The sequence below is a fragment of the Legionella bozemanae genome (assembly GCF_900450575.1).
GTDB classification, from domain to species: domain Bacteria; phylum Pseudomonadota; class Gammaproteobacteria; order Legionellales; family Legionellaceae; genus Legionella; species Legionella bozemanae.
Genome location: NZ_UGGY01000001.1, coordinates 1,965,792 through 1,991,858 on the forward strand (window position 1 = coordinate 1,965,792; position 26,067 = coordinate 1,991,858).

Sequence of the window (26,067 nt, forward strand, 5' to 3'; positions counted from 1 at the left end):
ATCCGAAATCAAGTTCAGTAAAATTTACTTTATTCAATAAATTTTTTAATAAAAATCAAAATGTTAAATCTATTTTTTGTCTATGGTCAATTTTTTGCCTAAAAAGCCAAATTTTTTATCAATTAGTGCTAAAATAATATGCAGGTAGTTCATAAAACGAGGAAGACATGAAATATAAAACCACAGTTCAAATGCAAGGTAACGGTTCTTTAGTGATGACCGATGGAACATTAGAGAAAAATGGAGATATGATTTTTGGATATCATGCACTTTTAGCCATTTGCAACGATCAAAGCAAAAAGCAACATACTTTTGAAAATGGTAAGCAATTTTTTGTAGAATCAATTGGTCGTTTACATTCAGAGAGGTTAAAAATAACCATTACCCCAGAGTTTGCTCAAGACGCAATTGCGGTGTTAAAAAAGGAATATCCAGGGTTAGAAGTAATAGGTGAGCAGCCCGATCTAAAACGTGGAGAAGGGTATGCTCCCTAGTTAACTGTTGTTATGCGAAGCTCGTGATGTTCATACCATCATGAGCTTTTTTTATGGTACATCCATAAGAGTATGGATCAAAAAATTTATTTAGCGATAATAGTTTACAAGTTAACAGAATAAATTCATTATCTTAAACCGATCATTTTAGTATTGATTAGGACCTACAATGCTAAATTAAACGTTTCTATTCATTTATATCGTTTATAAGCGAACATTGAAACTCAATTTAACCATTTTATTTAAGGAAAAATGTATGGCTAAAATTCTTTGTGTTCTTTATGAAGATCCAATTAAGGGATATCCCAAACACTATGCACGGGACACACTGCCAAAAATAGAACACTACCCTGATGGGCAAAATACCCCCACACCAAAACATCTTGATTTTAAACCAGGTACTTTACTTGGTTCTGTATCTGGTGAGTTAGGTTTACGTCACTTTCTTGAAGACCAGGGCCACCAATTTGTGGTCACTTCAGATAAAGAAGGTCCAAATTCAGTTTTTGAAAAAGAACTACCTGATGCTGATGTTGTTATTTCTCAACCTTTTTGGCCGGCGTATTTAACGTCTGAACGAATCGCCAAAGCAAAAAAATTGAAATTGGTAATTACGGCAGGTATTGGTTCTGATCATGTGGACTTGCAAGCAGCAAAAGAAAATAACATTACCGTGGCTGAAGTAACCTATTCAAACAGTATCAGTGTCGCTGAACATGTGGTCATGATGATCCTCTCTTTGGTACGTAATTATTTGCCTTCTAATCAATGGGTTATTCAAAAGGGATGGAATATTGCCGACTGCGTTGTGCGCTCCTACGATCTGGAAGGAATGACAGTAGGCTCTGTCGCGTGTGGGCGTATTGGCTTAGCCGTTATGAAGCGTTTAAAACCTTTTGATGTTAAGTTGCATTATACAGATCGTCATCGATTACCGGAAAAAACCGAAAAAGAGTTAGGGCTTATTTTCCATAATCATGTTGAATCTTTGGTGCAAGCATGTGACGTAGTGACCATTAACTGCCCTTTAACACCAGAAACTGAAAACTTATTTGACGAGCACTTGATTAATAAAATGAAACGCGGATCTTATTTAATCAATACTGCTCGAGGGAAAATATGTAATCGTGAGGCAGTGGTGAAAGCATGTGAAAATGGTCAACTTGCTGGTTATGCAGGGGATGTTTGGTTTCCACAACCCGCACCTCAAGACCATCCATGGCGAACAATGCCTCATCATGGGATGACCCCGCATGTTTCTGGAAGCTCTCTATCCGCACAAGCGCGGTATGCTGCGGGGACGCGTGAAATTTTGGAGTGTTGGTTGGAAGAACGCCCTATTCGTGATGTATATCTTATTGTTGATAAAGGTAGGTTTGCTGGAACTGGTGCACATTCATACACGGTAGAGAATGCAAATTTAGGTGTTGTAGAAGCGTAGATAACTTATAAATGAATATCGTTCACTTATTAAAGTGTTTAGTGAACGATATTTAAGCCCTGCTTACTGTGCTTTATGCATGACATTCAATCGAATTGCATTCATTATCATGGTGCTCAATAAATTTGGTAAAAATTAAATAAACACCATTGGTCCAACCAAATCCAATTTCATTCGTGGCATAACTGTATTTAATTTTATTATCGGTGCGAGTGCTTATTGTATTCACATCATATTTTTCAAAAATGGCGTGATTTCTTTGAAATCCTCTATTCACTGTATTAATAAATTTAGTAGCTATTTCCATTGCAAATCTTTTATAGCCATAGCGCTCAAGCCCAAAAACTGCAAAATACTGCAATGGAGCCCAACCAAAAGGAGCATCCCATTGCAAGCCGGAATTATTAATGCTTGTAACAATGCCACCTTTCATTAATAAATCCGGTATATGTTTCACTACAGCAGCAGCTTGTTCCTTAGAGGCAATTCCGGCCCACAAAGGATAAAAAGTAGTGGCAAAGGGATAATATTTTCGTCTTTTCTTTTTGAAGTCGTAATCTAAATAATAACCAGTTGATTCATCCCATAAATATTGATTTATATATTTAGCACGTTTTTCAGCTCGAGTTCGCCATTTCATGGCTTCGTTATCATTACCCAGGATTTTATAAATTTCTTGTGTATCACGTTCCATTTGATAGAGCAAAACATTTAAATCCACAGGTGCAAAGTCCAATATCCCGGCGCCAAATGGACCATATTTGGCTGTAATATCAAAACCTGATTCCCGAATCGTACGATCCGCAATATAAAAAAGAGGTGTTAATTTATTGTTTTGTTGGTCATAGAAAAGCGCTTTATTATAATCACTTATATCATGCGTTCTAAAATAGTTTATCACTTTTGCATAATAGACAGGTGATTCCTCGGGGGTTTGCCCTACTCCACCAGAATAATATCGTGATAAACCAATATGAGGAATTGCACGAGGTGGTGATGTCCAATGGTGATATAATTTTTCAATAGCTGGTAAAGTGGATTTTAGCCAAAGTTTATCAGGATCTTTGTTGTAATAGGCGAGTATCATCTCAGTTAAAACGGGAGGTTGTGTTCGTCCTAGATAATAAGTGCGATTGGCATTTAAAACGATCCCGTAATGAATAACCTCATAAATTAAGTTATCTACCATATTTTTTGCAAGATTTAACCGATTACTTTCGAGTAAACCTAATTCAATAAAAAAGCTATCCCAGGCATACATCTCATTAAATCGTCCGCCAGGTACTACATAGGGATAAGGCAAATAAAGTAATCCATGCTTTTTAATGTGAGTATAATTTGGGGGTAAATATTCAAAGTGAACTTTGTTGGCTAGTTTTATATTGTTTTCTTTAATTTTTTCAATTCGTTCTGATTCAGGGAGATATACAATAAATTCATCAGCTAATAATTTTGGATCAACTTTGGATTGAATCCAGTTGTCACGGGTCAATCGATCCCAGCTTTTATCAATATATTGGGTAACCTGCAAATTAACAGGATCTATGTGGCTGGAAAATGAACTTTGAGAAAAAATAACCAATATTATAAAAAAAATGTATATGAAAAAATTTTTTGGTGCTTTATGCAATTTTAATGTCCTTATTTTATTTCATTGTTATCGCAACTATTCTAAAGGAAATGGACTTATTCGAAAAATAAAGGAGTAGTGAATACCTGCTAATCCCTGTCAACTTGCCGTGTACATATAAAAATATGTTTTACACTAAAACTTATGAGTCCTTTCAAGAATTATTTAATTTGTTTTAAAAATATTTTTCACAAAAATCATATAAAACATCTATACTAAATTATGATTTTAACACTAACTATGGAAGGAAATATCATGTATAAAAAAATGGTACAGGCTGCTGCATTTGCAGTTACATTAGCACTCAGTCCAGTAGTTTTAGCGCATTCTGGAGAATGTAGGGAAGGACTGAAAAGCATGGTTGAGTCGTTAAAGCTTGATGAAAACCAAAAATCTAAAATAAAACCCATCTTAGAACAACTTAAAACAACAATGAAAAATAGTGCAGAACAAATGAGGGATTTAAGTAAACAAATCAATCAGCAAGCTGAATCAGCATCCATGGATCAATCAACAGTTGACAGTTTAGTTGATAAAAAAACAAAACTGATTGGGGATATGATTAAAGCTAAGATAACAGCAAAAAATCAAATTTATGCAGTCCTTAAACCAGAACAAAAAACAGAATTACAAAATAAAATGAAAAAAATGGAAGAAAAAATGGCAGAAAAATTTAAAAAATGTCATGAAGAATAATGATTTCAATCCAGGAGCAATTTTTATTGTTCCTGGATTTTCAATACAGCAGGTACTTCATGTTATTAAAAGAATATCTTCAGTGTGATGTGACTGAACTGGCAAAAAGAATCAAAACAGGGGTAATTAGCCCTGATGAAGCCATTAATTGTGCTCTGTCACGAATATATGAAGTCAACCCCTCTCTCAATGCAATTGTTACTGATTGTTCTGATTTCGCAAAAAAATGTCTGGCAAAACTTAGCGGTAACGAACCCTATTATGGCGTTCCTTTATTAATTAAGGACTTAGGGCATTCCATTACAGGAATCCGCAGTACTGAAGGATCACGCCTTTTTGCTGCTAATGTTGCTCCATTTACCAGTGATTTTGTGAGTAAAATGATTTCATTAGGTTTTGTACCTATTGCGAAAACAAATACGCCAGAACTGGGTCTTTCTTACGTTACTGAATCAGTTTTATTTGGTCCCTGCCGTAATCCTTATGATCCCAATAGAACCTCTGGTGGCTCTTCAGGTGGTTCAGCAGCTGCAGTTGCTGCAGGAATTACTCCTATTGCCACAGCAAGCGATGGAGGTGGTTCCATTAGAATCCCTGCTGCGTGTTGCGGCTTGTTTGGATTTAAACCGACCTCAGGCTTAACACCAACAGGTCCTTTGACCAATGAATTATGGTCTGGTTTAGCAGTAAATTTTGTCTTAACACGTTCTCTTAGAGATTCAGAAGTATTATTTAATCAATTAGCAGATCAATTCCGTGTGCGCCCTCTTCCCATTGATAAAAAGCCATTAAATATTCTTTGCTTAGAAGGAGTTTTTGCATCGGTACCTGTTGCAATGCCTTGCCTTGAAGCAGTAAACAAAGTTGAAAAATTATTAAAAAAAGTAGGCCATACAATTGAGAAGAAATATTTAGCGCTGGATCTTAATGCGATTGGCGATTGTGTAATTACTCTTATCGCAGCAAATACATATACAGCGATTAAACTCCAAGAAACTCAATTAGGAAGAAAAGCAACACGCGATGAGCTCGAACCAGTTACCTGGGAATTTTATCAACGTGGACACACTATCTCTTCTTATGAATACCTCATTGCAAAAAACAACTTATATCAACTGACACAACCATTACATCGCTTGCTAAATCAAAATGATGTAATATTAACTCCAGCTTTAGCTCAACTTCCTTTATTTATAAATGAATTAAGAACTGATGATGAATTTGAGAGTTATTTGCAGAAAAATGTAGCGTTTTCTCCATTTACTTCACTATTTAATCAAGCTGGCCTACCCGCAATGACTCTTCCTGTTATGATGCATAATCAACTTCCAGTATCAATACAATTAGGGGCTGCTCAAGGAAATGACTTGCTGCTATACTCCCTGGCAAAAGAACTGCACTCTATGCTACCTGATTTTAATCCTAACATCTTATCATAAATAATGAATTAACTATGCAAAAGAATCGAAATACCATCATCGAGTTTTATGATTCTCTACCTCATGATGTAGAAAAAATAATGAGAGAAGATCTTGTGGCATATGAGACTGCTCATGGAATCGATGTGAATTATAAACCGTTCTGTCTTGTTTTAAGGGGGGAAAATCAAGAGGTATGTGGTGTTCTGAATGCCTTTACTGCATTCGCCGAAATTTATATCGATGACATGTGGGTGCATCAACAACATCGCCATAAAGGCTATGGAAGGATGCTGCTGCAAACACTTGAAGAGCAATTTCAAGGAAAGGGTTTTAACAATATAAATTTGGTAACCAGTGCATTCCAAGCCCCTGGTTTTTATAAAAAATGCGGTTTTGAAATAGAATTTATCAGGGAAAATGTTAAAAATCCCAAACTTACAAAAACATTTTTTATTAAATATTTTAAAGATGAGATTCAAACACAAGGGATATTAGAAAAATAACCATTAAAACAATGAATCAAATATTCATTGTTTATAATTTTAAAGCCTCCATGAGGGAGGCTTTAAAAAATTCAATTGCTATTTGCGGAATTCGTTTGACATCGGATTATTTTTACTCATATTTTGAATGCCAAGGTCTTTAATAGCACCGCTTTTTTCAGGCATGCTACCTGCTTTTGGCATGCCGCTATCAGCAGTCATACTGGGTTTTGGTGCATTCTGATTTGTAGGCGCTTTAGCATGCATCATAGTTGGTTTTGCTGAAGCACTTTTAACCTCTGGTTTTCCCTTTGAAGCAGCAGATGCTTTGTTTGGTGCAGCTGCTTTAGCATTCTTTTTGACGCTTGCTTTTTTTACAGGTGATGACGCTTTCTTAGCAGCAGATGATGCTTTTTTTGCAACAGGTGACGCTTTTTTAGCAGAGGAAGCAGCTTTTTTAGCAGCAGTCTTCGCGGCAGTAGTTGCCTTTTTTATACTTTTTTTCATAGCAGATGAAGTTTCATTTATTGCTTTTTTAGTATTTTGCTCCATATGTCGAGGGACATTGAACCAATGATGCTCTAGAATACTGAACGTTTCTCTCATGTAATTTAAAGTCATATTACTATTTTGGAGAAATAACTCCATATTCCTTTCAAAAATATCTTCTGGTTTTTTTAAGCTTAATAAATCCATTGGCTTCATTAAGTTTTGCATCATTTTAACATTGAGTTCCATTAATTTTTGCATTGGAGCTTCAAAATTGTTAAACATTTTTTGCTCAAAAAATTCGTTTTTCATTAGCATCTCCTTATGTTGCATCGCACAATTCAAAGATAGTTATAATCAGTTGATTTGTCAAATAAAATTGATCCCTGCATTATCTGTTCTCATTTTTAATGTGTTTTTTTATTAGCATACAAAACTCAAAAGCAGAAAACTTATATGATTCAGGCTCGGTTAACAATAATATATTGATCCTTATGATTCATAAACAATATCGTATAGATTATTTGCGGTAAATATATTTTTTATAAAAAAGCAATAGCATAAATCCTGTTTTTTCAGGTAGGATGAATAGAGTTTTTATTGTAATTTTTTTCAAGGAGAGTATCGTGGGCAAACTTACTGTTGATGGAATGACCGCAGTTGAAAGAGCCAAAAAAGACCGGGCTGATGCTTTAAAAGCATTGACTTCCAAGCCATTTAACTTAAATGATGAGGAACAGCAAGCTGCACTTAAAAAATACATTAATGATTTCGAGTACAATGCAAATCTGATGTATCTTTTCCAAGGAATGAGTACTGGTTTAACAGCTTGGGGTGGCACCTGGCTTGCAGGATTTCTTTTACCAATTCCCGAATTTGCTAATTACTTTCTAAGTATGTTTCTTTATTGCGGCGCTGCTGGTTATATTCTTCAAAATTTCAGTCTTGCAGATTTCCATAACCAACTTGATGAAATGAAAGTTATTTACAACTGGTGCTTGAAAAAAAATCAACCAGAATATGATGGGACAACGGATAATACAGTAATACTCTCTAATCCTAATATCCAACGTATGATTAAATTGATGGCTCCATTATGCCCAACTGAATTTATGTTGGTATGGAAAAAAATAACTGCAGTAGAAGAAACTAAAAGCTCTATTTGGAGTGGTTTTTCCTATGCTTATTCTCTCTTCTCATCGCCTAAATCCGATGTTGATCTCAATCGTCTTCAAGATTTGAAAGCAAGTGTGGAACGACGAGAACTTGATGTAGGCGTGTATAAAGGTGTGGAAGGAGCAATTCGCTATTTTGCTACAGATGTTCATTTTAGGGAGCTTTTAATGGCAAAAGTAAAACAACCCGTCGAGCAAATACGAGACATGTTGCCGTCTGTGCTAAGTTTAGGACATTCCAAATCTGAGTAATTGCCACTATCATATATTCCCGGGTACTGCAAAGTAATCCGGGTTTTCTAATGAACAGCACATGCAAAAATGAATAGACGATTCCCTAAAATAATAGACTAACTAGAATTGATAAAAATCAATTCACATTTGCCTTATTTCTAAGTTTTCATGTGCACTTTGCTATTTAGAACACGATAAAATTTTTGCGGTAAACCTACTTCTTAAATAGAATCCCCGAGGCAATGTTTTGATTTTATTGCCATGAATATCATAACCATAACATAATGATTTTCCGCTTGCAGCCTTAGGTCTCACCTGTAAATACTCGCCTGATTGTGCATCAAGTGTTTCAAGATGCCCAGTACTGATTTGAAATGATAAATAATTCCAATCTTCTTCTAATATACATTCTTGTGCCTCATCAGGTGACCATAAAAACCCCTGTCCAACTCTTCTTTGTGGATAAGGAATATCGGTATCCCCTTCTATAGGAATCCATAAAATTCGTTTTAATTTGGCATAACACTGCGATGATTTCCATTGCTGCTGATGAATTGTAAGCAACGGAATTGAAGTAATAAATGTTGATTCTGCGGGTTTTCCTGATTTATTAAGAGGAAGTGTTTTTAACTCGATACCTAAATCCTGAAAATCAGGTAATGACTTGTTCTGGGCATCAGTGCCTAAGGCTAATTCGATCGCTTGACCAACCCATCCTTTTCGTTGGTTAGGATGAGCTGGAATGAGCAACCCAAGGATCAAACCTAATTGTGCAAAACTAAGACCTGCAATACTGGTACAGCGCTCGAGTAATTCAGCTTCAGTTTTCGGTGGCGGTCTGTTTTTTAACAGTGAAATCACCTTGTCCCTCTTTAATTTCAATTGCAAGTGGTTCAATAGGAGGTTTAATATTTGCTGCTTTAAACTGAGCCATAATAGCAAACAATACCTTAGACCGCACTTCAAAACGAGTATGCACTTGAACGTTAATGAAATATCGAGCTTCAAACTCAAGTAACGCTTCATCAATCTTTTTAAGGAAAACTTGAGCAGGTGGATCTGCAACGATTTCTGGAGTTGTAGCCAGAACATCCTGTATGAGTTGCTGCACCATAACCGCATCATCAGAGCGGCTAACCTTTATAGGAACAACTGTCCTAACAATACCATCCTGATGCGTCCAGTTAGTAAATGGTTTGTTAAAAGTTTCCGCGTTGGGGATTAATACTTCCATATTATCCCAGGAAGAAACTCTCATAGAGCGAATGCCAATATGGGCAACGCGTCCTTCATGCTCCCCAATGGTCACTAAATCACCTTCGCGTACCGGTCTTTCAACAAGCAGCATCAGACCTCCTACAACATTACTGGCAAAATCACGTAAACCAAATCCCATACCGACGGCAAGCCCTCCAATAATCATTGACATACCGCTAAAATCAAATCCAAGTACATGGAGAGAAACAAAACCGCCTAAAAGAACAATTGAATATTGACTAAAAACTGAAAGACTATTCCGTATCCCTACATCTTTAGCATTTTTAAATACCCAACGATAACAAAATTCACGCGTCCATTTAGAAGCCCAAACAAAAACTGCAAGTAAAATAAAAAACTCTATGGTACTTGTAACAGTAATATGGATACCTGGGATATTTACAACTGTATATTGCGCGAATTTACCTAAACTGATCATCACTAATGAATCGGAATACCAACCAAACAATTGGAAAAGAACATGAATACTTGCCAAAATTAGCAGGATTCTTAAAATCTTATCTAATGGCTTTAAAAAGACTTCTATCCATAACCATCCATTACGTAATGAAGAAATCATCAATTCAGAAAATAATTCCAGGGCATCGAACAATAAACCTCGGGCAAAAATATATCCTACAAGTACAAGGAGTACATAAGCCTGATATTGACTCATACTCCAGGCTAAACTAATAAATCCTAATAACCCAATTACTGCTGTTGTAAACAATGTTGTAGGAACTAGAATGACCAACAGGTAAATCGCATTTTTGACATATCCTTTTTTGCTCTTTAGCATGGGACGTAGAAGATAAGGAATAACATCTTTACTTTTCCATGCTACCAAAGAGACTGTTAAAATAAAGAGCATAAATAAGCGATTAAATATATCTTGAAGTAATATCGATAAAGGGAGTAAATGGCCAATAGTCATTAAAGCAGTAGTCCAGCCACCAAATAGTAATAGCCATTTTAAACGGTAATAAAGTTTGACGTCCTTACCTGATGAGTCGGTAATACGTTCTAGGAGCACCAAGCGTGCTATTAAGATTAAAACTCTAAAAGTAAACCATACTGCAATTAATTTGAAGAATAACTGATAATTAGAAAAAGAAATATGAGTTACATAAAGCAGCGCCCATAACATAGTCGCAATACAAAAATAAGGTAAGTTTCTTTGTATTAAAACAAGCGCTCCATCATATAAGTAACCTGTTAAACGTGATCGCTCTTTGTCCCGTCGCAATATTTTTAAGATACGACTTATCATAAAGAAAAAAATCGCAATAAAAGCAAATCCGCCCCATAAGATGACCATAGATAAAGGACTTAACCATAAATAGCTGTCATAAACCTTTAAGCTTAATGTCTTTATGTATTTATAGAACAAACCTGGAATGGCAGCTATTTTCTTGAGAATAATTGGCCAACTGCTAATACTGTAATCAGCAAGGGTTTGTCGAGAGGACATCAGCTTTTTGAGCTGGGCTTGATAGTCAGACAAGCTCTTGACTAGAAGTTGTTTTTGTATGTCCGCTTCTTTAAGTTGTTGTGCCAATGTTTTTTGTAATGAACTTATTGATCTCTTTAAACTTGGCGCTACAACAAGTTTGCTTTCATTGGTTAGAAAATTTTCAATTTCCCGAATATTTTTTTCAACTTTAGCGTATTGATTTAAAGCATCTTTATAAATATCTGTAATAAGCTGTAAGTTTTTTGTATCTGGATTTTTAAGATAAATAATATCTGCTTTAACTACAGTTTTTTGTATATTTAAAGCGCTTAAATGATTTTGAATTGCGGCAATATTTTGATTATTAATCAAAAGCATTGCTTCATGATCTGCTGCTGTAAGGGATATTGAAGACTTGGACCTTTTAAGCGGTTGTTGAATCGTAGTATTGCTTTCATAAAGTATATTTAAGCGTTTATTGAGCTGTTCTTTTAATAATTTAATCTGGACAAGTTTTTGTTCCAGCACAAAATTTGAATGCCACAACTCCAAGAGTTTTATTTCATCATTGAGAGAGGCTTGAAATTCCTTGGCAAGCTTTAGATTTTCAATTATGAGTTCAGTCGTTTGTTTGTTAATAATCAGCAAATTTTCCACTTTTTCTACTCGCTCAGGAATGGTTGTATTTTCCTTGACGATAGGCATTTGCTGAAGCTGTTTTAAACGTTGATTTAAACTGTTTTGCTCTTTATTTTGATGCTCGAGAAAGTTTTCCAAACTGACAATTTTAACACTTGTCATTGAAAGTATCGCTGACACTTGTTTCATTTTAGCACGAAACTCTTTCTCGCTTTTAAGCTGTATCGGCTGTTTTGCCTCCTGAATTGCGGCCGTTAGATGTGTTTTTTCTTGAGTTAAGTATTCAGTAAATGTAACCTGCTTTTTTACAGGAGCGGCTGTAACCAAGGAAGAGCAAAAAAGTAAAAAAAATAAAAGCATCCAAGATCTGCGATTTACAGACAATGCACCGCTTATTTTCTCAAAGAAAGAACCACCCCTGCGAATGGAGAGATCCTTTACCAAATTGGCCTTAGTGCCAACTGGAGAGTAAATCCTTGACTTCGCAGGAGCAGTCGGTTTTTTTACGAGGTTAGCAAGATTTCTACCTGGTTTTAATATGCTATTTAGTCTGAGTAGTTGGAGCAAGTCTTATTCCCAATTCATTTAATTGTGCGTTGCCCGTAGGCGATGGCGCACTCGTTAAAAGGCACGATGCTGTTTGAGTTTTAGGAAAAGCAATCACATCTCTAATTGACGTTGAATCCGTAAGTAGCATGGCTAAACGATCGATACCCAGGGCAATACCGCCATGTGGCGGTGCTCCATATTGTAAGGCATCTAACAAAAAGCCAAACTTTTCTTGAGCTTCTTGCTCATTAATTCCAAGTAACTCAAAAACTGCTTTCTGTAAATCAGATTGGTGAATACGTATGGATCCCCCACCAATTTCATAACCATTGATTACTATATCATAAGCTTTCGCCAATGTGAGTGTTGGATTAGCACGTAGATTCTCTGGTGATAGATCCTTTGGCGAAGTAAAGGGATGATGCATTGGATTTAATTTGTTGCTCTCATAATCCCTTTCGAACATTGGCCAATCAACAATCCATAATAATTCCCAACCCTCTTTAAGGAGTTTTCTATCATGTCCCAATTTTATTCTTAAGGCACCCATAGATTCATTAACGATATGATTTTTATCGGAGCCAAAGAAAATTACATCTCCCGTTTGTGCGCTTGTGCGCTGCAAAATTGCTTCTACTGCTTCTGTAGAGAGAAACTTCAAAATAGGTGATTGTAAACCCGCGACTCCTTCGTCAAGATTATTTACCTTAATGTAGGCAAGACCTTTAGCACCATAAATACCTACAAAACGACCATAATCATCCAAATCTTTTCTGCTGAGGTCACAACCACCAGGCAATCGCAAGGCGATCACTCTGGATTCTGAATCATTGGCAGCAGTAGAAAATACTTTAAAATCACATTCTTTGACTAAGTCAGCTACATCAATCAGCTCTAAAGGATTACGCAAATCGGGTTTATCACTACCAAATCGCTGCATAGCTTCAGCATAAGACATTCTACGTAACTTTTCGGGTAAATCTACATTAAGAATTTGTTTAAAGACTATTTTTAACAAACCCTCAATAAGACTTAAAATGTTTTCTTCATCAATAAAAGCCATTTCAATATCGAGTTGCGTAAACTCAGGCTGTCTATCAGCGCGTAAATCTTCATCACGAAAACAACGAACAATCTGATAATACTTGTCAAAACCCGAAATCATTAATAATTGTTTAAATAGCTGTGGTGACTGAGGCAAAGCATAAAATGATCCAGGATGCACTCTAGAAGGTACCAAATAGTCACGCGCTCCCTCTGGGGTTGCTTTTGTAAGCATCGGCGTTTCAATATCAAGAAAGTCATGCTGATTGAGATAATTTCGAATACAGCTATTCAACTGATGTCTTACAACTAATTTATACTTCATTGAAGGACGTCGTAAATCGATATAACGATATTTATAACGTAAGTCTTCGTTCACAACTTGGAAATCATCAGGCAAAAATGGTGGTGTAGGTGATTGGTTAAGAATTTCTAATTTAGAACCAACCACTTCAACTGTACCTGTAGCCATAGTTTCATTAATCATTCCATCAGGTCTTTTACGTACAATTCCAGTAATTCGAACAACAAACTCAGAACGTAATTTTTCCGCATCTGCAAAAGAGATTTTATTTTCCGGTTCATATACTACTTGCAATAGACCTGAACTATCACGAATATCAAGAAATATTACACCACCATGATCGCGACGATGATGTACCCAACCACATACAGTAACTTCTTTGCCTAAACTTGACTCATCTACACTCAAACAGTAGTGTGTACGCATATAAAAACCGCCTATTTAAATTTTACAGATTATTTGCTAATGCTGCCTCTGATAATGGCGGCATTACTCCTAAAGAAATTATAAATTTTAGTGCCTCATCAATACTCATATCTAACTCAATAACATCATTTCTGGGCAGCATTATAAGAAAACCTGATGTTGGATTAGGAGTAGTAGGTATAAATACAGATATCATTTCATCTTTTGTTTTATTATTAATTGCAGTATTTGCTGTACCTGTTTGAAAAGCAATAGTCCATAGCCCTTTACGGGGATACTCTATTAAAACTACCTTACGAAAGGCCTCACTGTTTGTAGATAATACTGCATTAATTACTTGTTTTACTGTTTTATAAATCGAGCGAACCAGAGGAATTCTGTCAAGAACAGATTCCCCCCACCCTACTAAACGTTGCCCCAAATAATTGGTAACAATTACGCCGGTAACGAGTAGAATGATGAGAGACAGGATAACCCCTATACCTGGAACATAATGCCCAATGAGTTGTTCAGGCTGATATGCCTTAGGGATTAAAGCCACGGTATTGTCGAGTAAGTCAATAATAAAGCGTAGTACGCCCATGGTTATAAGTATGGGTAACCATACTACCAATCCAGCGAGTAAGTAGCTTCTTAATGACATTGATTTCACTTGGTATCCCCATCTTTAGTAGTTTTTGATGAGGGAGTTTCTTTTGTTTTATCCGTTGAAACGTGAGTATCATTTTTTGCTGTTTCCTGGGGCTTGCTATTTTTATCTTTAAAATCAGTAACATACCAACCGCTACCTTTAAGTTGAAAACCAGCCGCAGAAATAAGCTTAATTACAGTGTTTTGGTAACATACAGGACACTGCTTTACAGGCTCATCACTGATTTTTTGCATTAAATCAAAATGATGATTACAACTTGTACATTGGTATTCATAAATTGGCATCGAAAACGACTCCATTAACTGCAGATAGTTTAATCTAACCCGTTATTATAGCTAACTCATGAAAGATGAACAATATGTATGCTCAGACAAAGACTGGCCGAAACCTCTGAATACAAATTACTAATTGCTTAAATTTTAATAAATATTTTTCGTCGGTATAGAAATGCGGCCACTAAAAAATTTAAGAAAAGGAATAGTAATGAATAAAATAGTCCTGTATTTTGTGGACTAAAGCCTCCAAATAAATATTCTGCAATTGCAACTCGCAAGACTTCTTGTGTTCCATTAGGCATAGGTACAACAAATAGGGATTGAATTTTCAGTAAAATAGCATGAAAAATAAAAATAAATAAAGCATTCATGCCAAAAATCTTAAATGGTAATGACCATTTTGTATAATCTAACACGTCAATAATAAAAAAACACAACCCAAAAACAATAAGTGAAAAACCACCACTCCATAATACAAAGGTGCTTGTCCATAAATTTTTATTAATTGGAAAATTATAACTCCATATCCATGCTAATAAGAGAGATAATATCCCTAGTGAAATCATGATGATACTTTTCTTTTGCTTACTGATTGATGTCAGCAAAAAATGTCCGGTTAATAGCCCAAATAGAGTCGTAGCAAGTGCTGGGATAGTACTTAATAGACCTTCAGGATCAAATGTTTTCATTAATAAATGTGCAGGAGAAAACAGCATCTGATCAACATAACCTGGCCAATTTCTTATCATGCTTAATTGATCAATACCAGGGACAGGAATTGGAACCTGAGTCAAAAGATACCAATAGCCTATAAGAATGCCAAAAAAAATAAAAATTTGTGTTTTAACGGATGTATGAAGATAAAGAAGAGCACAAATGAAATAACATAGAGCAATACGTTGTAGAATGCCATAAACCCGCATGGTTGATAAATTAAAAAGAACTGGGAACATATTGAGAAATATCCCAAACAATAATAAAAGAAAAGTACGCCTACAAATACTTCGATATAATAATGCCTTACTCTCTTCTTTTACATGTCTTTTCAAGCTAATGACTGTAGTGATTCCTACTATGAATAAAAATGCCGGGAACACTAAATCAGCTAAAGTACAACCATTCCATTCAGCATGCATCAATATAGGGTAGGAAATTCGAGTTCCCAGACTATTGACCAAAACCATTAATGCCATGGTCAATCCCCGAAAAACATCTAAAGATAATATACGGCTGGGTTCGGTTGAATTACTGCTCATAGAATCTTCTTTAAAAAACAAAGATCATATCAGGATCCTAAGTTGTCTTCAAACCACGCACTGGGACATCCATATGATACACGTAATGTTTAATGATTTGCTCTGCTTGCTCACAAGTTAAAGGCTTACTAATTGCACCCTCCATAAAATAATGCTGGCAATCGTATTTTACAACATCAGCCTCAAAACCAGTTAAGGCAATAATAGGAACATGGTATTGCGTATTTTTTTCTTTTTGACGTAACTGCTTTGCAACAACATAGCCTGAAGAATCTTCCAATCCGATATCCATCAGAACTAAATCATATTTTCCTGGATGAAATAATTTTATTGCACTATCAGCAGTATCTGCTATATCGACTTGGCAGTGTAATGCAGTCAATAGAGCTTTCTCCACGTTTTGCGCAATAACATTATCCTCTACCATGAGCACTGTGGGTAAATAACCCTCTTTTCGTAATGAATGCTCAATCTTTAGATTATTTTCTTCTAAAGCATCAACATGGGTTTCAAGTTCCTTATTTAAGGTTATATCATTTAAAATAACGATCAAACCAATTATTTCGTTATTGCTATTGTGCATGGGTACGCGAGACGAAAGGAAGTAAGAGGTCTTTCCTGAGCTATCCACAATCGGTTTTTCTGTTATATTATGCTGAGGAACGCCCGAAAAGATTACTTTCATATCATCTAATTTTATTTCTTCTATTCGTTCCTTATTCCAATGAACAAAACGTTCCATTTGCTCATAAGGAGTGCCTTTTAAATCATTGAGTGCATTTACACCTAATAATTTGATAAAGTTACTATTACATCCTTTTAGATTGCATTCAATGTCCACCCAATAAACAATATTGGGCATTGAATTGATAATTTCCATGTAATATTGATGTATGGAATCAATATCTTCTTGAGTCCTATTTTTGGTATGGGAAGGCATGCAAATGCTCCAAGAATTATTAATTTGCATGTAAATTATAGTACAGATTAATTGTTTTGATTTTGAGGTTGATGGATGAATAATTTTGTAGAGATCGATTTAAAAAAACCGATCCTCAAAATAGCAAGAACACGTTATAACTAACTAATAATCCATTCAATTTGCTGTTTCAAATCAATTGAAATTTCTGACAATTCTTCAAGATCATAATCCATATAGGGATTTTCAATGGCGTTATTATCTGCTTGATGTTGTATGATTTTTTTATCACGCTCTTGGTGTAACCATAAAATCTGTGGCTTAAATAAATGAATAATTCCTTCGACCCATCGGTCAAGCACTTGCCAATAAGGATCATCATTCAAAGTCATTTTATAACGCTTAAGTAAACGGGCACTATGTTCTGCGTTATACCAAATTTCCGAAGTTACCCAGCGATTGACCGTGAATAGGCGTATGGGTTGTCCTAGTTGATTCATTCCAATAGCTATTAAATGAGTCATCGGGTTATCAATATATTTATCCCAATCTGCTAAAGGCGCTGGTTTAATCGATTTAGGTATATGCTTATAACGTAAAAAACAATGGAAATGACCATGCTCTGTACTTTCATAATTTTCCCGATGGCAATGATAAAAATATTGAGCGCCAGTTTTATGGTCAATACGATCTCCGTGAGGATAATGGCTCATTCGTTCAAAATTTCGTTTCTTTTTTAAAGTGTAATGAAGAATGCTTTTACCCTTCTTTGTCATCATTAATTGCTGTGATTCCAAAACCTGTTTGGCATAATTTAAATAAATGTTTTTATGCCAATTACTCAGTTGGGGTAACATAAATTCTGAATGTATAGTCATATCTTTACTTCATAAAGGAAAGCAAAAAAGAAGAGGTAGTAAAAACTACCTCTTTCTAGAATCAAAGCTACAGATTAACTGCCAGAGCAACCGCCACAACCTTTGCAGCCTTTGCAGCCTTTACAACCATTGCAGCCTTTACATCCTTTACAACCATTGCAAGTACTTGTTGTAGTAGTAGATGCATCATCTGCATAAGCAACAGATACTACAGGAGCTGCTAATACAGTTAATAAAGCAGCTACAGCTATTGTTGATTTTTTCATAATTTAACTTCCTTGATAGTTAATGATTTTTTAACCCATTTAGATATTAGCAAAGAAATTTGGGTTTTTCTTCTTTTTTAAAAAAAAAGTTTGTTTTTCATGCTGAATACAGGAAATTATGACAGCTCCTTTTTTGAAACCAGTAAAAAAAACTTATCCAGCATTTTAGTACTTAAAATCCATTTTAAAAAGAGCATGAAATGCGCTGGAAAAGTTATAGGATATTTAGCCTTAGGTCTTTGAGATTCGATTGCATGAATCAATTTATGAGTCACTGCGTCTGTTTTTCGAGTAAAAACAGAGTCAGTTTTTTTCTGCTTAAAAGTTTTTAGCATCCGTTCATACTGCTTGCTAAAATAGCTACTTTGCATGTCGATATTATTTAAAGAATTATCAACACAATTATCGCGAAAACGACTTTCTATAGGACCTGGTTCTATAGTGATGACCTCAATGCCTGATGATTTCAATTCAAGTCTTAGCGTATCACTTATACCCTCCACTGCATATTTTGATGCATTATAGGCACCCCGAAAAGGCATACTGATAACACCCAGAATAGAACTTAGATTGATAATACGGCCATATCCTTGCTGACGCATGACTGGAATGACTAGATTAGTGAGCTCAACCAACCCAAAAACATTAGTTTCAAATTGAGCACGTAATACATCCCGAGAGATATCTTCCAAAGCTCCTGCTTGACCATATCCTGCATTATTAATTAAAACATCTAACCGCCCTTCTGTTTTAGCCAATACCTCGGCAAATGCATGTTGAATGGAAGATGAATCAGAAACATCCAGTTGAACTGCTTCTATTCCCTTATCTAATAGTTTTTGGACATCCTCTATTTTTCTACATGAACCAATGACTCTATGTCCTCTTTCCTTCAAAGAAAAGACAGCATCGAAGCCAATCCCACTGGAACATCCGGTAATTAAAATGATTTTTTCCTTCATAAACCCTATCCAAATTGCTCAGAAAAATTATTTATAATCTATAATTCTTAATGTAACAACATAATATGGGGTTGCATCATGGAAAAAACCAGCATTCGAAGCTATAAAATTCTCCCGACTATTATCCTATCTTCTGTATTACTTATAGGTTTTTTATACAGTAGTCTTGCTAAAGCCAATTCAGAGCCATCACCACCTCCTGGCCTGCAGCTTGCTTATTTTATTGGATATCATTCAGGTTCCTATTATGGAGCAGCTCCCTACTACTACCATCGCCACCACAGAAATGCTTATTGGACAGGCTGGAGATATATAGGCCATGGCTGTCGCAGCAGCTGTCTCATTGATCGTTGGAGTGGTCGCGCAATTAAGTGTAAAAGAATTTGTCGCTAATAAAAGAAATTAGAGCTCTTGCACAAGCTGTGAATTTTGCTAATGTGCAGAAAAAAAGTACAAGACCCTAATTATGCAAGAGTTCTAATTATTTAAAGCAGAATATTAAGCAAAATAATCAACCAGACCTTTAAGTATTTTCTTATTTTTTAAGGGTGTTATGCCTGCTTCATCTTCTATCGCAAGAGCTGTTTCTTCCTGAGAACTACTATTTTGTTGGGGGCTTTGATGAGCACTGCCATCAGAGTCAATGTGCACTTCAGATAAATTTAAACCTTGTTCTGCCATCATAGCCTGTAATTTTGGCAGCGATTGATCAATGATATCTCGTATTTGATGTGTATGGGTCGTTATATTTACTGAAGCTGAATCATTTATCACCTTAATGCTGATTTCTAATGGTCCTAAATCTTCAGGATTTATTTTAATTATTGCACTTTTCACCTCTTGCTGACCAAGCCAGATAATATGATCTGCAAACTGTTTTGACCATTCAGGTTTATCTATTTCCATTGGTATAGCCAAGGGCATAGACAGAGTTTTGGGTACGATGCCTAAATTAGACGCATGATTTTCCATGGGCACATTAATATGCATCGCATGAGTCAATATATTATCTAATGGATTATCTATTGGTAATGGGCTTAGCCCATCAATATTTTCGTTTATTGCAATAGGTAAAGGAACAGCTAATTCATTATCTTTTTGGCTCTCTAGTTCAATAGGGAGGTGTTGAAATAAAAGATTTTGGCTTGTTTCTTTTTCTCTTCCTTTATTTTCTGAATAACTGAGCTTGGATATCAATGATTCTTTTGATTCGATGCTCATTGGGTTGGATGCCTGACTTCTGGGATGTTTTTCATTGTTTTTAGCTGTTTCGAGAGGGTTTAATAATGTATTTTTTATTATTTGTTGTGAGTCAGAATGGTGCACAAGTACTGCATCATCTAGCAAACTATTTTTATCTCTGATTTCAGGCTCGGGCTGTTGTTCATCTTGGATCCACATATTTTCTAGAACATTTTGATCCTCAGTAGTTTGTACCCAAGTTTCGTTAATTTGTGCTGTCTTAAATGCACTTTTTTCTTCATTCTGTCCCACAATTACTCTATTTACCACATCAACCGAATTATATTCTTGCTCAGTATCTATCTGCTTTATTTTAACTTCATGCTGATAATATTGAGAATTAATCCAGGAAACAGCAACATTGTTTTCCATTTCACTTGATGATTGCTCTTCACTTTTTTCTTCTAAAGCTTCTGGTTCTAAATCCATTGTTGGATTAATGAGTTCTTCGTCAGGCTGTTGATTTTCATCGATGATTTGAGTTGAATTCTGTTCTGCTTCTTGAGGATTAGCCTTCTTGGTCACGACATGAGTTAATAAAGAAATAAAAACATTTGGATCTTTACCCTCAATAGTTAGCAAAGCATTTTGAGTATCATTTTGTGATTTTTCTACAGAATTCGTCAAAATTTCGCCATCTGGGATATTAGAGAAAAGGTCAACCACTCCTAATGGGTTTGCTATTACTTTACTCAAGTCAGTCATTCCAATTCTCCTTAATTTTGCTTATTGAAAAGCAATATCCGTACCAATTGATAATTATATGCTAAAACGCTTAAGTTTTTGTTAATATATTTTGCTTGAACGTAAAGCAATGTATGAGCCAATTTTCCCTCATTATAAATGGTGCTAACCTGCTTTTACTTAAATTTTAAGAGCAATTATCATGTCTTTTTTTCCTAAAAAATATACGCACAAATCAGTCTTGGATAAAATAGGAGAGGCTAAAAAGTTATTAGCCCACATAGAGAAAGAAAAAAAATCGGTTTTCCTTGAAATGCTTCAGCTTCGAATCGATGACTTTGAGTTAGCACTTAAGAAAAATCCAGATCCTGGCGAACAGCAACGACTATTAGAACAATATAACCGTTTTGCCCAAACCTTACATTTATGTTTGTCTCGTCCTACCCTCACAAATAGTTACATAAACAGTTATCATCATCAAAAGTATTATCCTGTGGGAATTAGTGAAGTAATCGAAGAGCCCATTCGGTATAAAATATCACTTGCTGCCGCTACCTTAGGAACAGCGCTCATTTTGGCATCCTGTATTACGTTTCCCTTTAATCCCTTAGTAAGTGTCATTTTGCTGCCAATTGGTATTTCGTTATTAGCCCCTGCAGTGGCCTCTTTATTAACTCCAGATCCTCTTAATACAGCACCTAAAAAACTTGAAGAAAAAATACTTTTTCAAACTGGTGCCAAGTTAATTGATCCTTCTTTATCTTTTGATGAAACGCAAAAGTATGATGGAGCGCTTCAATTAAGCGTAATCTAAAAAGTTATAACCTAATTTCATAAGAACTCATGGAATTTTCTTAAAATTGAGCTATCATTCAGTTTTTGATTTCCAGGAGCTCCTTATGAAAGTGGGTCGTGACAGCCTATCAACAAAATCACAATTACAGGTGGATGGGAAAACTTATCATTATTTCAGTCTTAAAGAAGCCGAACAAAAAAATTTTAAAGGAATCAGTCGTCTTCCTTACTCGCTTAAAGTTCTTTTTGAAAATTTATTACGTTTTGAGGATGACAACACGGTTACTACCAAAGACATTAAAGCAATTGCAGACTGGTTGCATAATAAAACGTCCCAACATGAAATTGCGTTTAGACCTGCACGCGTCCTGATGCAGGACTTTACTGGGGTTCCCGCTGTAGTGGATTTAGCAGCAATGCGTGCCGCGATTGTTAAAATGGGCGGCAATCCTGATAAAATTTCGCCATTGTCTCCTGTTGATCTGGTCATTGACCATTCCGTTATGGTTGATAAATTTGGTAGTAAAGATGCTTTAGCTGTAAACACAGAAATTGAAATGCAACGAAATAATGAGCGCTATGAGTTTTTACGCTGGGGGCAAAAGGCATTTGATAATTTCCAGGTTGTTCCACCTGGAACCGGTATTTGCCATCAAGTAAATCTTGAATACTTGGGAAAAACAGTATGGAGCAGTGCCGACGATGGAAGCTTATATGCATATCCCGATACTTTAGTAGGTACAGACTCTCATACAACCATGATTAATGGCTTGGGTGTATTGGGATGGGGAGTTGGTGGTATCGAAGCAGAGGCAGCCATGCTCGGACAACCTGTATCGATGTTAATTCCAGAGGTTATTGGATTCAAATTGCATGGAAAAATGAAAGAGGGCATTACTGCAACCGACCTGGTACTTACCGTAACACAGATGCTCAGAAAGAAAGGTGTAGTTGGCAAATTTGTTGAGTTTTATGGTCCTGGCTTGAGCGACTTGCCTCTTGCTGATCGAGCTACAATTTCTAATATGGCCCCAGAATATGGCGCTACATGCGGCTTTTTCCCAGTAGACAAAGAAACCATCCGCTATCTGGAGTTGACTGGACGTGACAAGCATACTATTGCGTTGGTTGAAGCTTACACTAAAGCGCAAGGCATGTGGTATGATAAAGATAGTGAAGATCCAGTATTTACCGATACTCTGGAACTTGATTTGAGTACTGTTGTCCCCTCATTAGCAGGACCTAAAAGACCACAAGATAAAGTAACGTTAAATACTTTGCCCGTAGAATTCAATTCTTTTCTTAAAGAAGCTGGAAAAGAACAGGAAAAAGATACTTCTTTCCCGGTTAAAAATCATGATTTCCAAATGAAACATGGCCATGTAGTAATTGCGGCTATTACCAGCTGTACTAATACATCAAATCCAAGTGTGCTTATGGCAGCAGGCTTGGTGGCTAAAAAAGCAATTGAAAAAGGACTACAGCGTAAGCCCTGGGTTAAATCTTCTTTAGCTCCTGGCTCTAAGGTGGTCACAGATTATCTCAAACAAGCTGGGCTGCAGTCTTATTTAGATCAGTTGGGTTTTAATTTAGTGGGCTATGGCTGTACTACCTGTATTGGTAATTCTGGTCCATTGCCTGATGCTATTTCTCACTCTGTCAGTGATAATGATCTTGTTGTTTCAGCCGTTTTATCAGGAAATCGTAATTTTGAAGGTCGTGTACATCCACAAGTCAGAGCAAACTGGCTGGCCTCTCCTCCTTTAGTTGTTGCCTACGCTTTATGCGGAACTACTACCATTGATTTAAGCAAGGATCCTCTAGGAAAGGATGATAAAGGTAATGATGTATATCTGAAAGATATTTGGCCTTCTAATGCTGAAATTGCTGCTGAAGTATCTAAAGTGACCGGGGGAATGTTCCGTAAAGAGTATTCTGAGGTTTTTCTTGGTGATGAGCATTGGCAAGCAATTAAAACTGGCAGTGGAAAAACTTATGAATGGGATGCACATTCAACATACATACAACATCCACCATTTTTTGATAATTTAAAAGCAAAGCCTGATTCAATTAAACCGATAAAACAAGCTTATATTTTGGCTTTATTTGGGGACTCAATTACCACGGATCATATTTCTCCAGCAGGCTCAATCAAAGCTAACTCTCCAGCAGGCTTGTATTTAAAATCCAAAGGGGTTGATGAAAAAGAATTTAACTCTTACGGCTCTCGTCGTGGTAACCATGAAGTGATGATGAGGGGAACTTTTGCTAACATTCGTATTCGTAATGAAATGACTCCTGGCCAAGAAGGCGGCATCACCCGTTACATCCCTTCAGGAGAAGTAATGCCTATTTATGATGCAGCAATGCTCTATCAGAAAAATCATCATGATCTTGTTGTGATTGCAGGCAAAGAATATGGTACAGGCTCCTCAAGAGATTGGGCGGCAAAAGGAACAAATTTGCTTGGCGTCAAAGCGGTACTTACTGAAAGTTTTGAACGCATTCACCGCTCTAATTTAATCGGTATGGGTGTTTTACCTTTGCAATTCTGTGATGGTATGACCCGTAAGACCCTGAATCTGAAGGGAGATGAGCGTATCAGTATTGACATCTCTGACTCTTTAAAACCCGGTTCAATGGTTCCAGTAACAATTGAGCGTACTGATGGTCAAGTAGAGCAGATTGAAGCATTATGCCGTATCGATACTGCTGATGAATTAGAATATTATAAAAATGGTGGTATTCTACAATACGTTCTCAGAAATCTGTGTGTTTGATATGATAATGATACGCTTTCAGTTGGACCTTTGGTCCAACTGCAGTGTCACCCAATTCGATCGTACCCATGATCTTCATCATTTGCTTGGGCCTAAAGCCCAACCTACTTTTTATTTAAATTCCATAAATGAAAATAGTACTGCGTATCCAAAGTTATTGGCGGTTTGCTTATACCGTATTTGTTAAGGATTAATCATGAATCAACCCAAAAAGGTTCTAAGTGTATTTTCTTTAGTAATGATTAATGTCATTGCTGTTGATAGCTTACGTACCCTTCCTATTAGTGCCAAACTCGGTCTTACATTAATCTCTTATTATGTTGTAGCAGCGTTTGCTTTTTTTATCCCTGTATCTTTAGTAGCAGCTGAATTAGCAACAGCTTATCCCGAAACAGGAGGCATTTACGTATGGGTTCGTGAAGCATTCGGTAAACGTGCCGCTTTTATCACTATATGGCTTCAGTGGATATATAATGTAGTTTGGTATCCTACCATACTTGCTTTTATCGCAGCCACCCTATCGTATTTAATCGCCCCAGAATTAGGAAATAATAAATATTATTTGTTAGGCACAGTGCTCATTCTGTTTTGGGTGTTTACACTACTTAATTGTTTCGGAATGAAAATATCAAGCATAGTCAGTACTATTGGAGCAACAGTAGGTACCATATTTCCCATGCTTTTCATTATTGTCTTAGCTGCACTTTGGATTATTCAGGGAAAGCCTATGATGGTTGGTTATCCCTCTACATGGTTACCTGACTTCAGCTCTTTAGGTAATTTATCACTTTTTGCAGTGGTATTATTTGGTCTACTCGGTATGGAAATGTCTGCGGTTCATGCCGAAGAGGTGAAAAACCCCAAACGTGATTATCCTAAGGCTCTGTTTTATTCAACGATTTTAGTTATATCCACACTCTCTTTAGGCTCATTAGCTATTGTAGTTGTAGTACCTAATGAAAGTTTAAGTGTTGTCTCTGGACTTATTGATGCCTATGCTGCTTTTTTTAAATCGTATAATATGTCCTGGATGACTTCGATCATCGCGATCCTAATTATTCTAGGTGGCCTAAGTGGCGTTTCTGCCTGGATTATTGGTCCGACAAAAGGATTGATGGTCTCAGCCCGCGATGGCTCCTTACCTGAAAAATTTGCATATACCAATAAATACGGAGCTCCAACAACCATTCTTTTTTCTCAAGCCATTATTTTTACAGTATTAAGCTCCGCTTTTATTTTATTGGATTCCATTAATGCAGCCTATTGGATGCTTAGTGATTTGTGCGCTCAAATGGCCTTATTAGTTTATCTTTTTATGTTCGCCGCAGCTATTAAATTAAGATATAGCAAACCGGATCAACCACGGGGTTACACAGTTCCAGGTGGAAATATAGTGATGTGGTTCTTATGTGCAATTGGCATTCTCTGTTGCCTTACCGCAATTATTATTGGTTTTGTACCGCCCACACAAATACCGATAGGGAATGTATTTATTTTTGAATCGTTTTTAATTGGTGGGTTAATATTATTTGTATTAATTCCTTGGTTTCTTGCTAAAAAACATTAAAGCTGTGAAATATTAATTTAGCCTGGGTGAAGCACAGCGAAACCCAGGCTACGCGTT

General features: G+C 36.1%; 23 protein-coding genes. 10 read left to right on the top strand and 13 right to left on the bottom strand.

What is annotated here, in order from left to right; all coding sequences use genetic code 11:
* Positions 1–167 precede the first annotated feature (167 nt).
* Positions 168–494: a hypothetical protein gene (locus DY223_RS08540; RefSeq protein WP_058459883.1), complete on the top strand. Its 327-nt coding sequence runs from the start codon at positions 168–170 to the stop codon at positions 492–494.
* Positions 495–750: 256 nt separating this feature from the next.
* Positions 751–1,935 (top strand): NAD-dependent formate dehydrogenase, encoded by a 1,185-nt coding sequence (locus DY223_RS08545; protein WP_058459882.1) that lies wholly within the window; start codon positions 751–753, stop codon positions 1,933–1,935.
* A gap of 73 nt (positions 1,936–2,008) precedes the next feature.
* On the opposite strand, the gene DY223_RS08550 is transcribed toward DY223_RS08545, so the two are convergent.
* Positions 2,009–3,565 (bottom strand): trehalase family glycosidase, encoded by a 1,557-nt coding sequence (locus DY223_RS08550; RefSeq protein ID WP_058459881.1) that lies wholly within the window; start codon positions 3,563–3,565, stop codon positions 2,009–2,011.
* Between the two features lie 255 nt (positions 3,566–3,820).
* On the opposite strand from DY223_RS08550, the gene DY223_RS08555 reads away from it, so the two are divergent.
* From DY223_RS08555 to DY223_RS08565, 3 genes are read left to right on the top strand one after another with little or no spacing between them, the layout of a single operon-like run.
* On the top strand, positions 3,821–4,261 hold the full coding sequence (locus DY223_RS08555; protein WP_058459880.1) for a Spy/CpxP family protein refolding chaperone: 441 nt from the start codon (positions 3,821–3,823) through the stop codon (positions 4,259–4,261).
* 59 nt (positions 4,262–4,320) lie between these two features.
* Positions 4,321–5,700, top strand: coding sequence for an amidase (locus tag DY223_RS08560; protein WP_058459996.1), 1,380 nt, complete (start codon positions 4,321–4,323; stop codon positions 5,698–5,700).
* Positions 5,701–5,714: 14 nt separating this feature from the next.
* A complete protein-coding gene (locus DY223_RS08565; protein ID WP_058459879.1) occupies positions 5,715–6,185 on the top strand; it encodes a GNAT family N-acetyltransferase in 471 nt (156 codons plus the stop codon).
* Positions 6,186–6,263: 78 nt separating this feature from the next.
* Here the strand turns inward: DY223_RS08565 and DY223_RS08570 are convergent, their stop codons facing one another.
* Entirely contained in the window at positions 6,264–6,965 is a 702-nt protein-coding gene (locus DY223_RS08570; protein WP_058459878.1) for a hypothetical protein, read from the bottom strand.
* 314 nt (positions 6,966–7,279) lie between these two features.
* On the opposite strand from DY223_RS08570, the gene DY223_RS08575 reads away from it, so the two are divergent.
* Positions 7,280–8,080, top strand: a complete 801-nt coding sequence (locus DY223_RS08575) for a hypothetical protein (RefSeq protein WP_058459877.1) — start codon at positions 7,280–7,282, stop codon at positions 8,078–8,080.
* A gap of 162 nt (positions 8,081–8,242) precedes the next feature.
* Here the strand turns inward: DY223_RS08575 and mutH are convergent, their stop codons facing one another.
* The 10 genes from mutH to DY223_RS08625 all read right to left on the bottom strand — a co-directional run bounded on the left by mutH (position 8,243) and on the right by DY223_RS08625 (position 18,942).
* Complete coding sequence (gene mutH, locus DY223_RS08580) at positions 8,243–8,923, bottom strand: DNA mismatch repair endonuclease MutH (protein WP_058459876.1); 681 nt, start codon at positions 8,921–8,923, stop codon at positions 8,243–8,245.
* Positions 8,883–11,771 carry a mechanosensitive ion channel domain-containing protein gene (locus DY223_RS08585; protein WP_235810534.1) on the bottom strand — a complete coding sequence of 963 codons (2,889 nt, stop codon included), beginning with the start codon at positions 11,769–11,771 and terminating at the stop codon, positions 8,883–8,885. Before DY223_RS08585 ends, mutH begins: the two co-directional genes overlap by 41 nt.
* A gap of 181 nt (positions 11,772–11,952) precedes the next feature.
* Positions 11,953–13,734: an aspartate--tRNA ligase gene (gene aspS, locus DY223_RS08590; protein ID WP_058459874.1), complete on the bottom strand. Its 1,782-nt coding sequence runs from the start codon at positions 13,732–13,734 to the stop codon at positions 11,953–11,955.
* A 22-nt stretch (positions 13,735–13,756) separates the two neighbouring features.
* Positions 13,757–14,386: a DUF502 domain-containing protein gene (locus DY223_RS08595; protein WP_082642455.1), complete on the bottom strand. Its 630-nt coding sequence runs from the start codon at positions 14,384–14,386 to the stop codon at positions 13,757–13,759.
* Positions 14,383–14,670, bottom strand: coding sequence for an FmdB family zinc ribbon protein (locus DY223_RS08600; RefSeq protein WP_058459873.1), 288 nt, complete (start codon positions 14,668–14,670; stop codon positions 14,383–14,385). The genes DY223_RS08595 and DY223_RS08600 overlap by 4 nt, the downstream gene beginning before the upstream one ends.
* A gap of 128 nt (positions 14,671–14,798) precedes the next feature.
* Positions 14,799–15,917, bottom strand: a complete 1,119-nt coding sequence (locus tag DY223_RS08605) for an acyltransferase family protein (protein ID WP_058459872.1) — start codon at positions 15,915–15,917, stop codon at positions 14,799–14,801.
* A gap of 37 nt (positions 15,918–15,954) precedes the next feature.
* The gene (locus DY223_RS08610) at positions 15,955–16,857 is read right to left on the bottom strand and encodes a response regulator (RefSeq protein ID WP_058459871.1); all 903 of its coding nucleotides are present in this window, start codon (positions 16,855–16,857) and stop codon (positions 15,955–15,957) included.
* 140 nt (positions 16,858–16,997) lie between these two features.
* Positions 16,998–17,714 carry a DUF6969 family protein gene (locus DY223_RS08615; RefSeq protein WP_058459870.1) on the bottom strand — a complete coding sequence of 239 codons (717 nt, stop codon included), beginning with the start codon at positions 17,712–17,714 and terminating at the stop codon, positions 16,998–17,000.
* A 74-nt stretch (positions 17,715–17,788) separates the two neighbouring features.
* Positions 17,789–17,980: a hypothetical protein gene (locus DY223_RS08620; RefSeq protein WP_058459869.1), complete on the bottom strand. Its 192-nt coding sequence runs from the start codon at positions 17,978–17,980 to the stop codon at positions 17,789–17,791.
* Positions 17,981–18,096: 116 nt separating this feature from the next.
* Positions 18,097–18,942 carry an SDR family NAD(P)-dependent oxidoreductase gene (locus DY223_RS08625; protein ID WP_058459868.1) on the bottom strand — a complete coding sequence of 282 codons (846 nt, stop codon included), beginning with the start codon at positions 18,940–18,942 and terminating at the stop codon, positions 18,097–18,099.
* A 78-nt stretch (positions 18,943–19,020) separates the two neighbouring features.
* Between DY223_RS08625 and DY223_RS08630 the strand changes: the two genes are divergently transcribed.
* A complete protein-coding gene (locus tag DY223_RS08630; RefSeq protein ID WP_058459867.1) occupies positions 19,021–19,335 on the top strand; it encodes a hypothetical protein in 315 nt (104 codons plus the stop codon).
* A 105-nt stretch (positions 19,336–19,440) separates the two neighbouring features.
* Here the strand turns inward: DY223_RS08630 and DY223_RS08635 are convergent, their stop codons facing one another.
* Positions 19,441–20,889 (bottom strand): flagellar hook-length control protein FliK, encoded by a 1,449-nt coding sequence (locus DY223_RS08635; RefSeq protein ID WP_058459866.1) that lies wholly within the window; start codon positions 20,887–20,889, stop codon positions 19,441–19,443.
* A 181-nt stretch (positions 20,890–21,070) separates the two neighbouring features.
* On the opposite strand from DY223_RS08635, the gene DY223_RS08640 reads away from it, so the two are divergent.
* The 3 genes from DY223_RS08640 to DY223_RS08650 all read left to right on the top strand — a co-directional run bounded on the left by DY223_RS08640 (position 21,071) and on the right by DY223_RS08650 (position 26,010).
* Positions 21,071–21,682 (top strand): lpg1689 family Dot/Icm T4SS effector, encoded by a 612-nt coding sequence (locus DY223_RS08640; RefSeq protein ID WP_058459865.1) that lies wholly within the window; start codon positions 21,071–21,073, stop codon positions 21,680–21,682.
* Between the two features lie 85 nt (positions 21,683–21,767).
* Positions 21,768–24,443, top strand: a complete 2,676-nt coding sequence (acnA, locus tag DY223_RS08645; RefSeq protein ID WP_058459864.1) for an aconitate hydratase AcnA — start codon at positions 21,768–21,770, stop codon at positions 24,441–24,443.
* A gap of 196 nt (positions 24,444–24,639) precedes the next feature.
* On the top strand, positions 24,640–26,010 hold the full coding sequence (locus DY223_RS08650; protein ID WP_058459863.1) for an APC family permease: 1,371 nt from the start codon (positions 24,640–24,642) through the stop codon (positions 26,008–26,010).
* The last annotated feature ends 57 nt before the right edge of the window (positions 26,011–26,067 follow it).

Excerpts from the sequence above, each read along its gene's own strand:
- DY223_RS08540 (WP_058459883.1), top strand. The coding sequence starts at position 168 with ATGAAATATAAAACCACAGTTCAAATGCAAGGTAACGGTTCTTTAGTG.
- DY223_RS08570 (WP_058459878.1), bottom strand. The coding sequence starts at position 6,965 with ATGAAAAACGAATTTTTTGAGCAAAAAATGTTTAACAATTTTGAAGCT.
- DY223_RS08560 (WP_058459996.1), top strand. The coding sequence starts at position 4,321 with ATGTTATTAAAAGAATATCTTCAGTGTGATGTGACTGAACTGGCAAAA.
- DY223_RS08600 (WP_058459873.1), bottom strand. The coding sequence starts at position 14,670 with ATGCCAATTTATGAATACCAATGTACAAGTTGTAATCATCATTTTGAT.
- aspS (WP_058459874.1), bottom strand. The coding sequence starts at position 13,734 with ATGCGTACACACTACTGTTTGAGTGTAGATGAGTCAAGTTTAGGCAAA.
- DY223_RS08650 (WP_058459863.1), top strand. The coding sequence starts at position 24,640 with ATGAATCAACCCAAAAAGGTTCTAAGTGTATTTTCTTTAGTAATGATT.
- DY223_RS08565 (WP_058459879.1), top strand. The coding sequence starts at position 5,715 with ATGCAAAAGAATCGAAATACCATCATCGAGTTTTATGATTCTCTACCT.
- DY223_RS08640 (WP_058459865.1), top strand. The coding sequence starts at position 21,071 with ATGTCTTTTTTTCCTAAAAAATATACGCACAAATCAGTCTTGGATAAA.
- DY223_RS08630 (WP_058459867.1), top strand. The coding sequence starts at position 19,021 with ATGGAAAAAACCAGCATTCGAAGCTATAAAATTCTCCCGACTATTATC.
- DY223_RS08620 (WP_058459869.1), bottom strand. The coding sequence starts at position 17,980 with ATGAAAAAATCAACAATAGCTGTAGCTGCTTTATTAACTGTATTAGCA.
- acnA (WP_058459864.1), top strand. The coding sequence starts at position 21,768 with ATGAAAGTGGGTCGTGACAGCCTATCAACAAAATCACAATTACAGGTG.
- DY223_RS08585 (WP_235810534.1), bottom strand. The coding sequence starts at position 11,771 with ATGCTTTTATTTTTTTTACTTTTTTGCTCTTCCTTGGTTACAGCCGCT.
- DY223_RS08635 (WP_058459866.1), bottom strand. The coding sequence starts at position 20,889 with ATGACTGACTTGAGTAAAGTAATAGCAAACCCATTAGGAGTGGTTGAC.
- DY223_RS08605 (WP_058459872.1), bottom strand. The coding sequence starts at position 15,917 with ATGAGCAGTAATTCAACCGAACCCAGCCGTATATTATCTTTAGATGTT.
- DY223_RS08610 (WP_058459871.1), bottom strand. The coding sequence starts at position 16,857 with ATGCCTTCCCATACCAAAAATAGGACTCAAGAAGATATTGATTCCATA.
- DY223_RS08545 (WP_058459882.1), top strand. The coding sequence starts at position 751 with ATGGCTAAAATTCTTTGTGTTCTTTATGAAGATCCAATTAAGGGATAT.
- DY223_RS08615 (WP_058459870.1), bottom strand. The coding sequence starts at position 17,714 with ATGACTATACATTCAGAATTTATGTTACCCCAACTGAGTAATTGGCAT.
- DY223_RS08555 (WP_058459880.1), top strand. The coding sequence starts at position 3,821 with ATGTATAAAAAAATGGTACAGGCTGCTGCATTTGCAGTTACATTAGCA.
- DY223_RS08625 (WP_058459868.1), bottom strand. The coding sequence starts at position 18,942 with ATGAAGGAAAAAATCATTTTAATTACCGGATGTTCCAGTGGGATTGGC.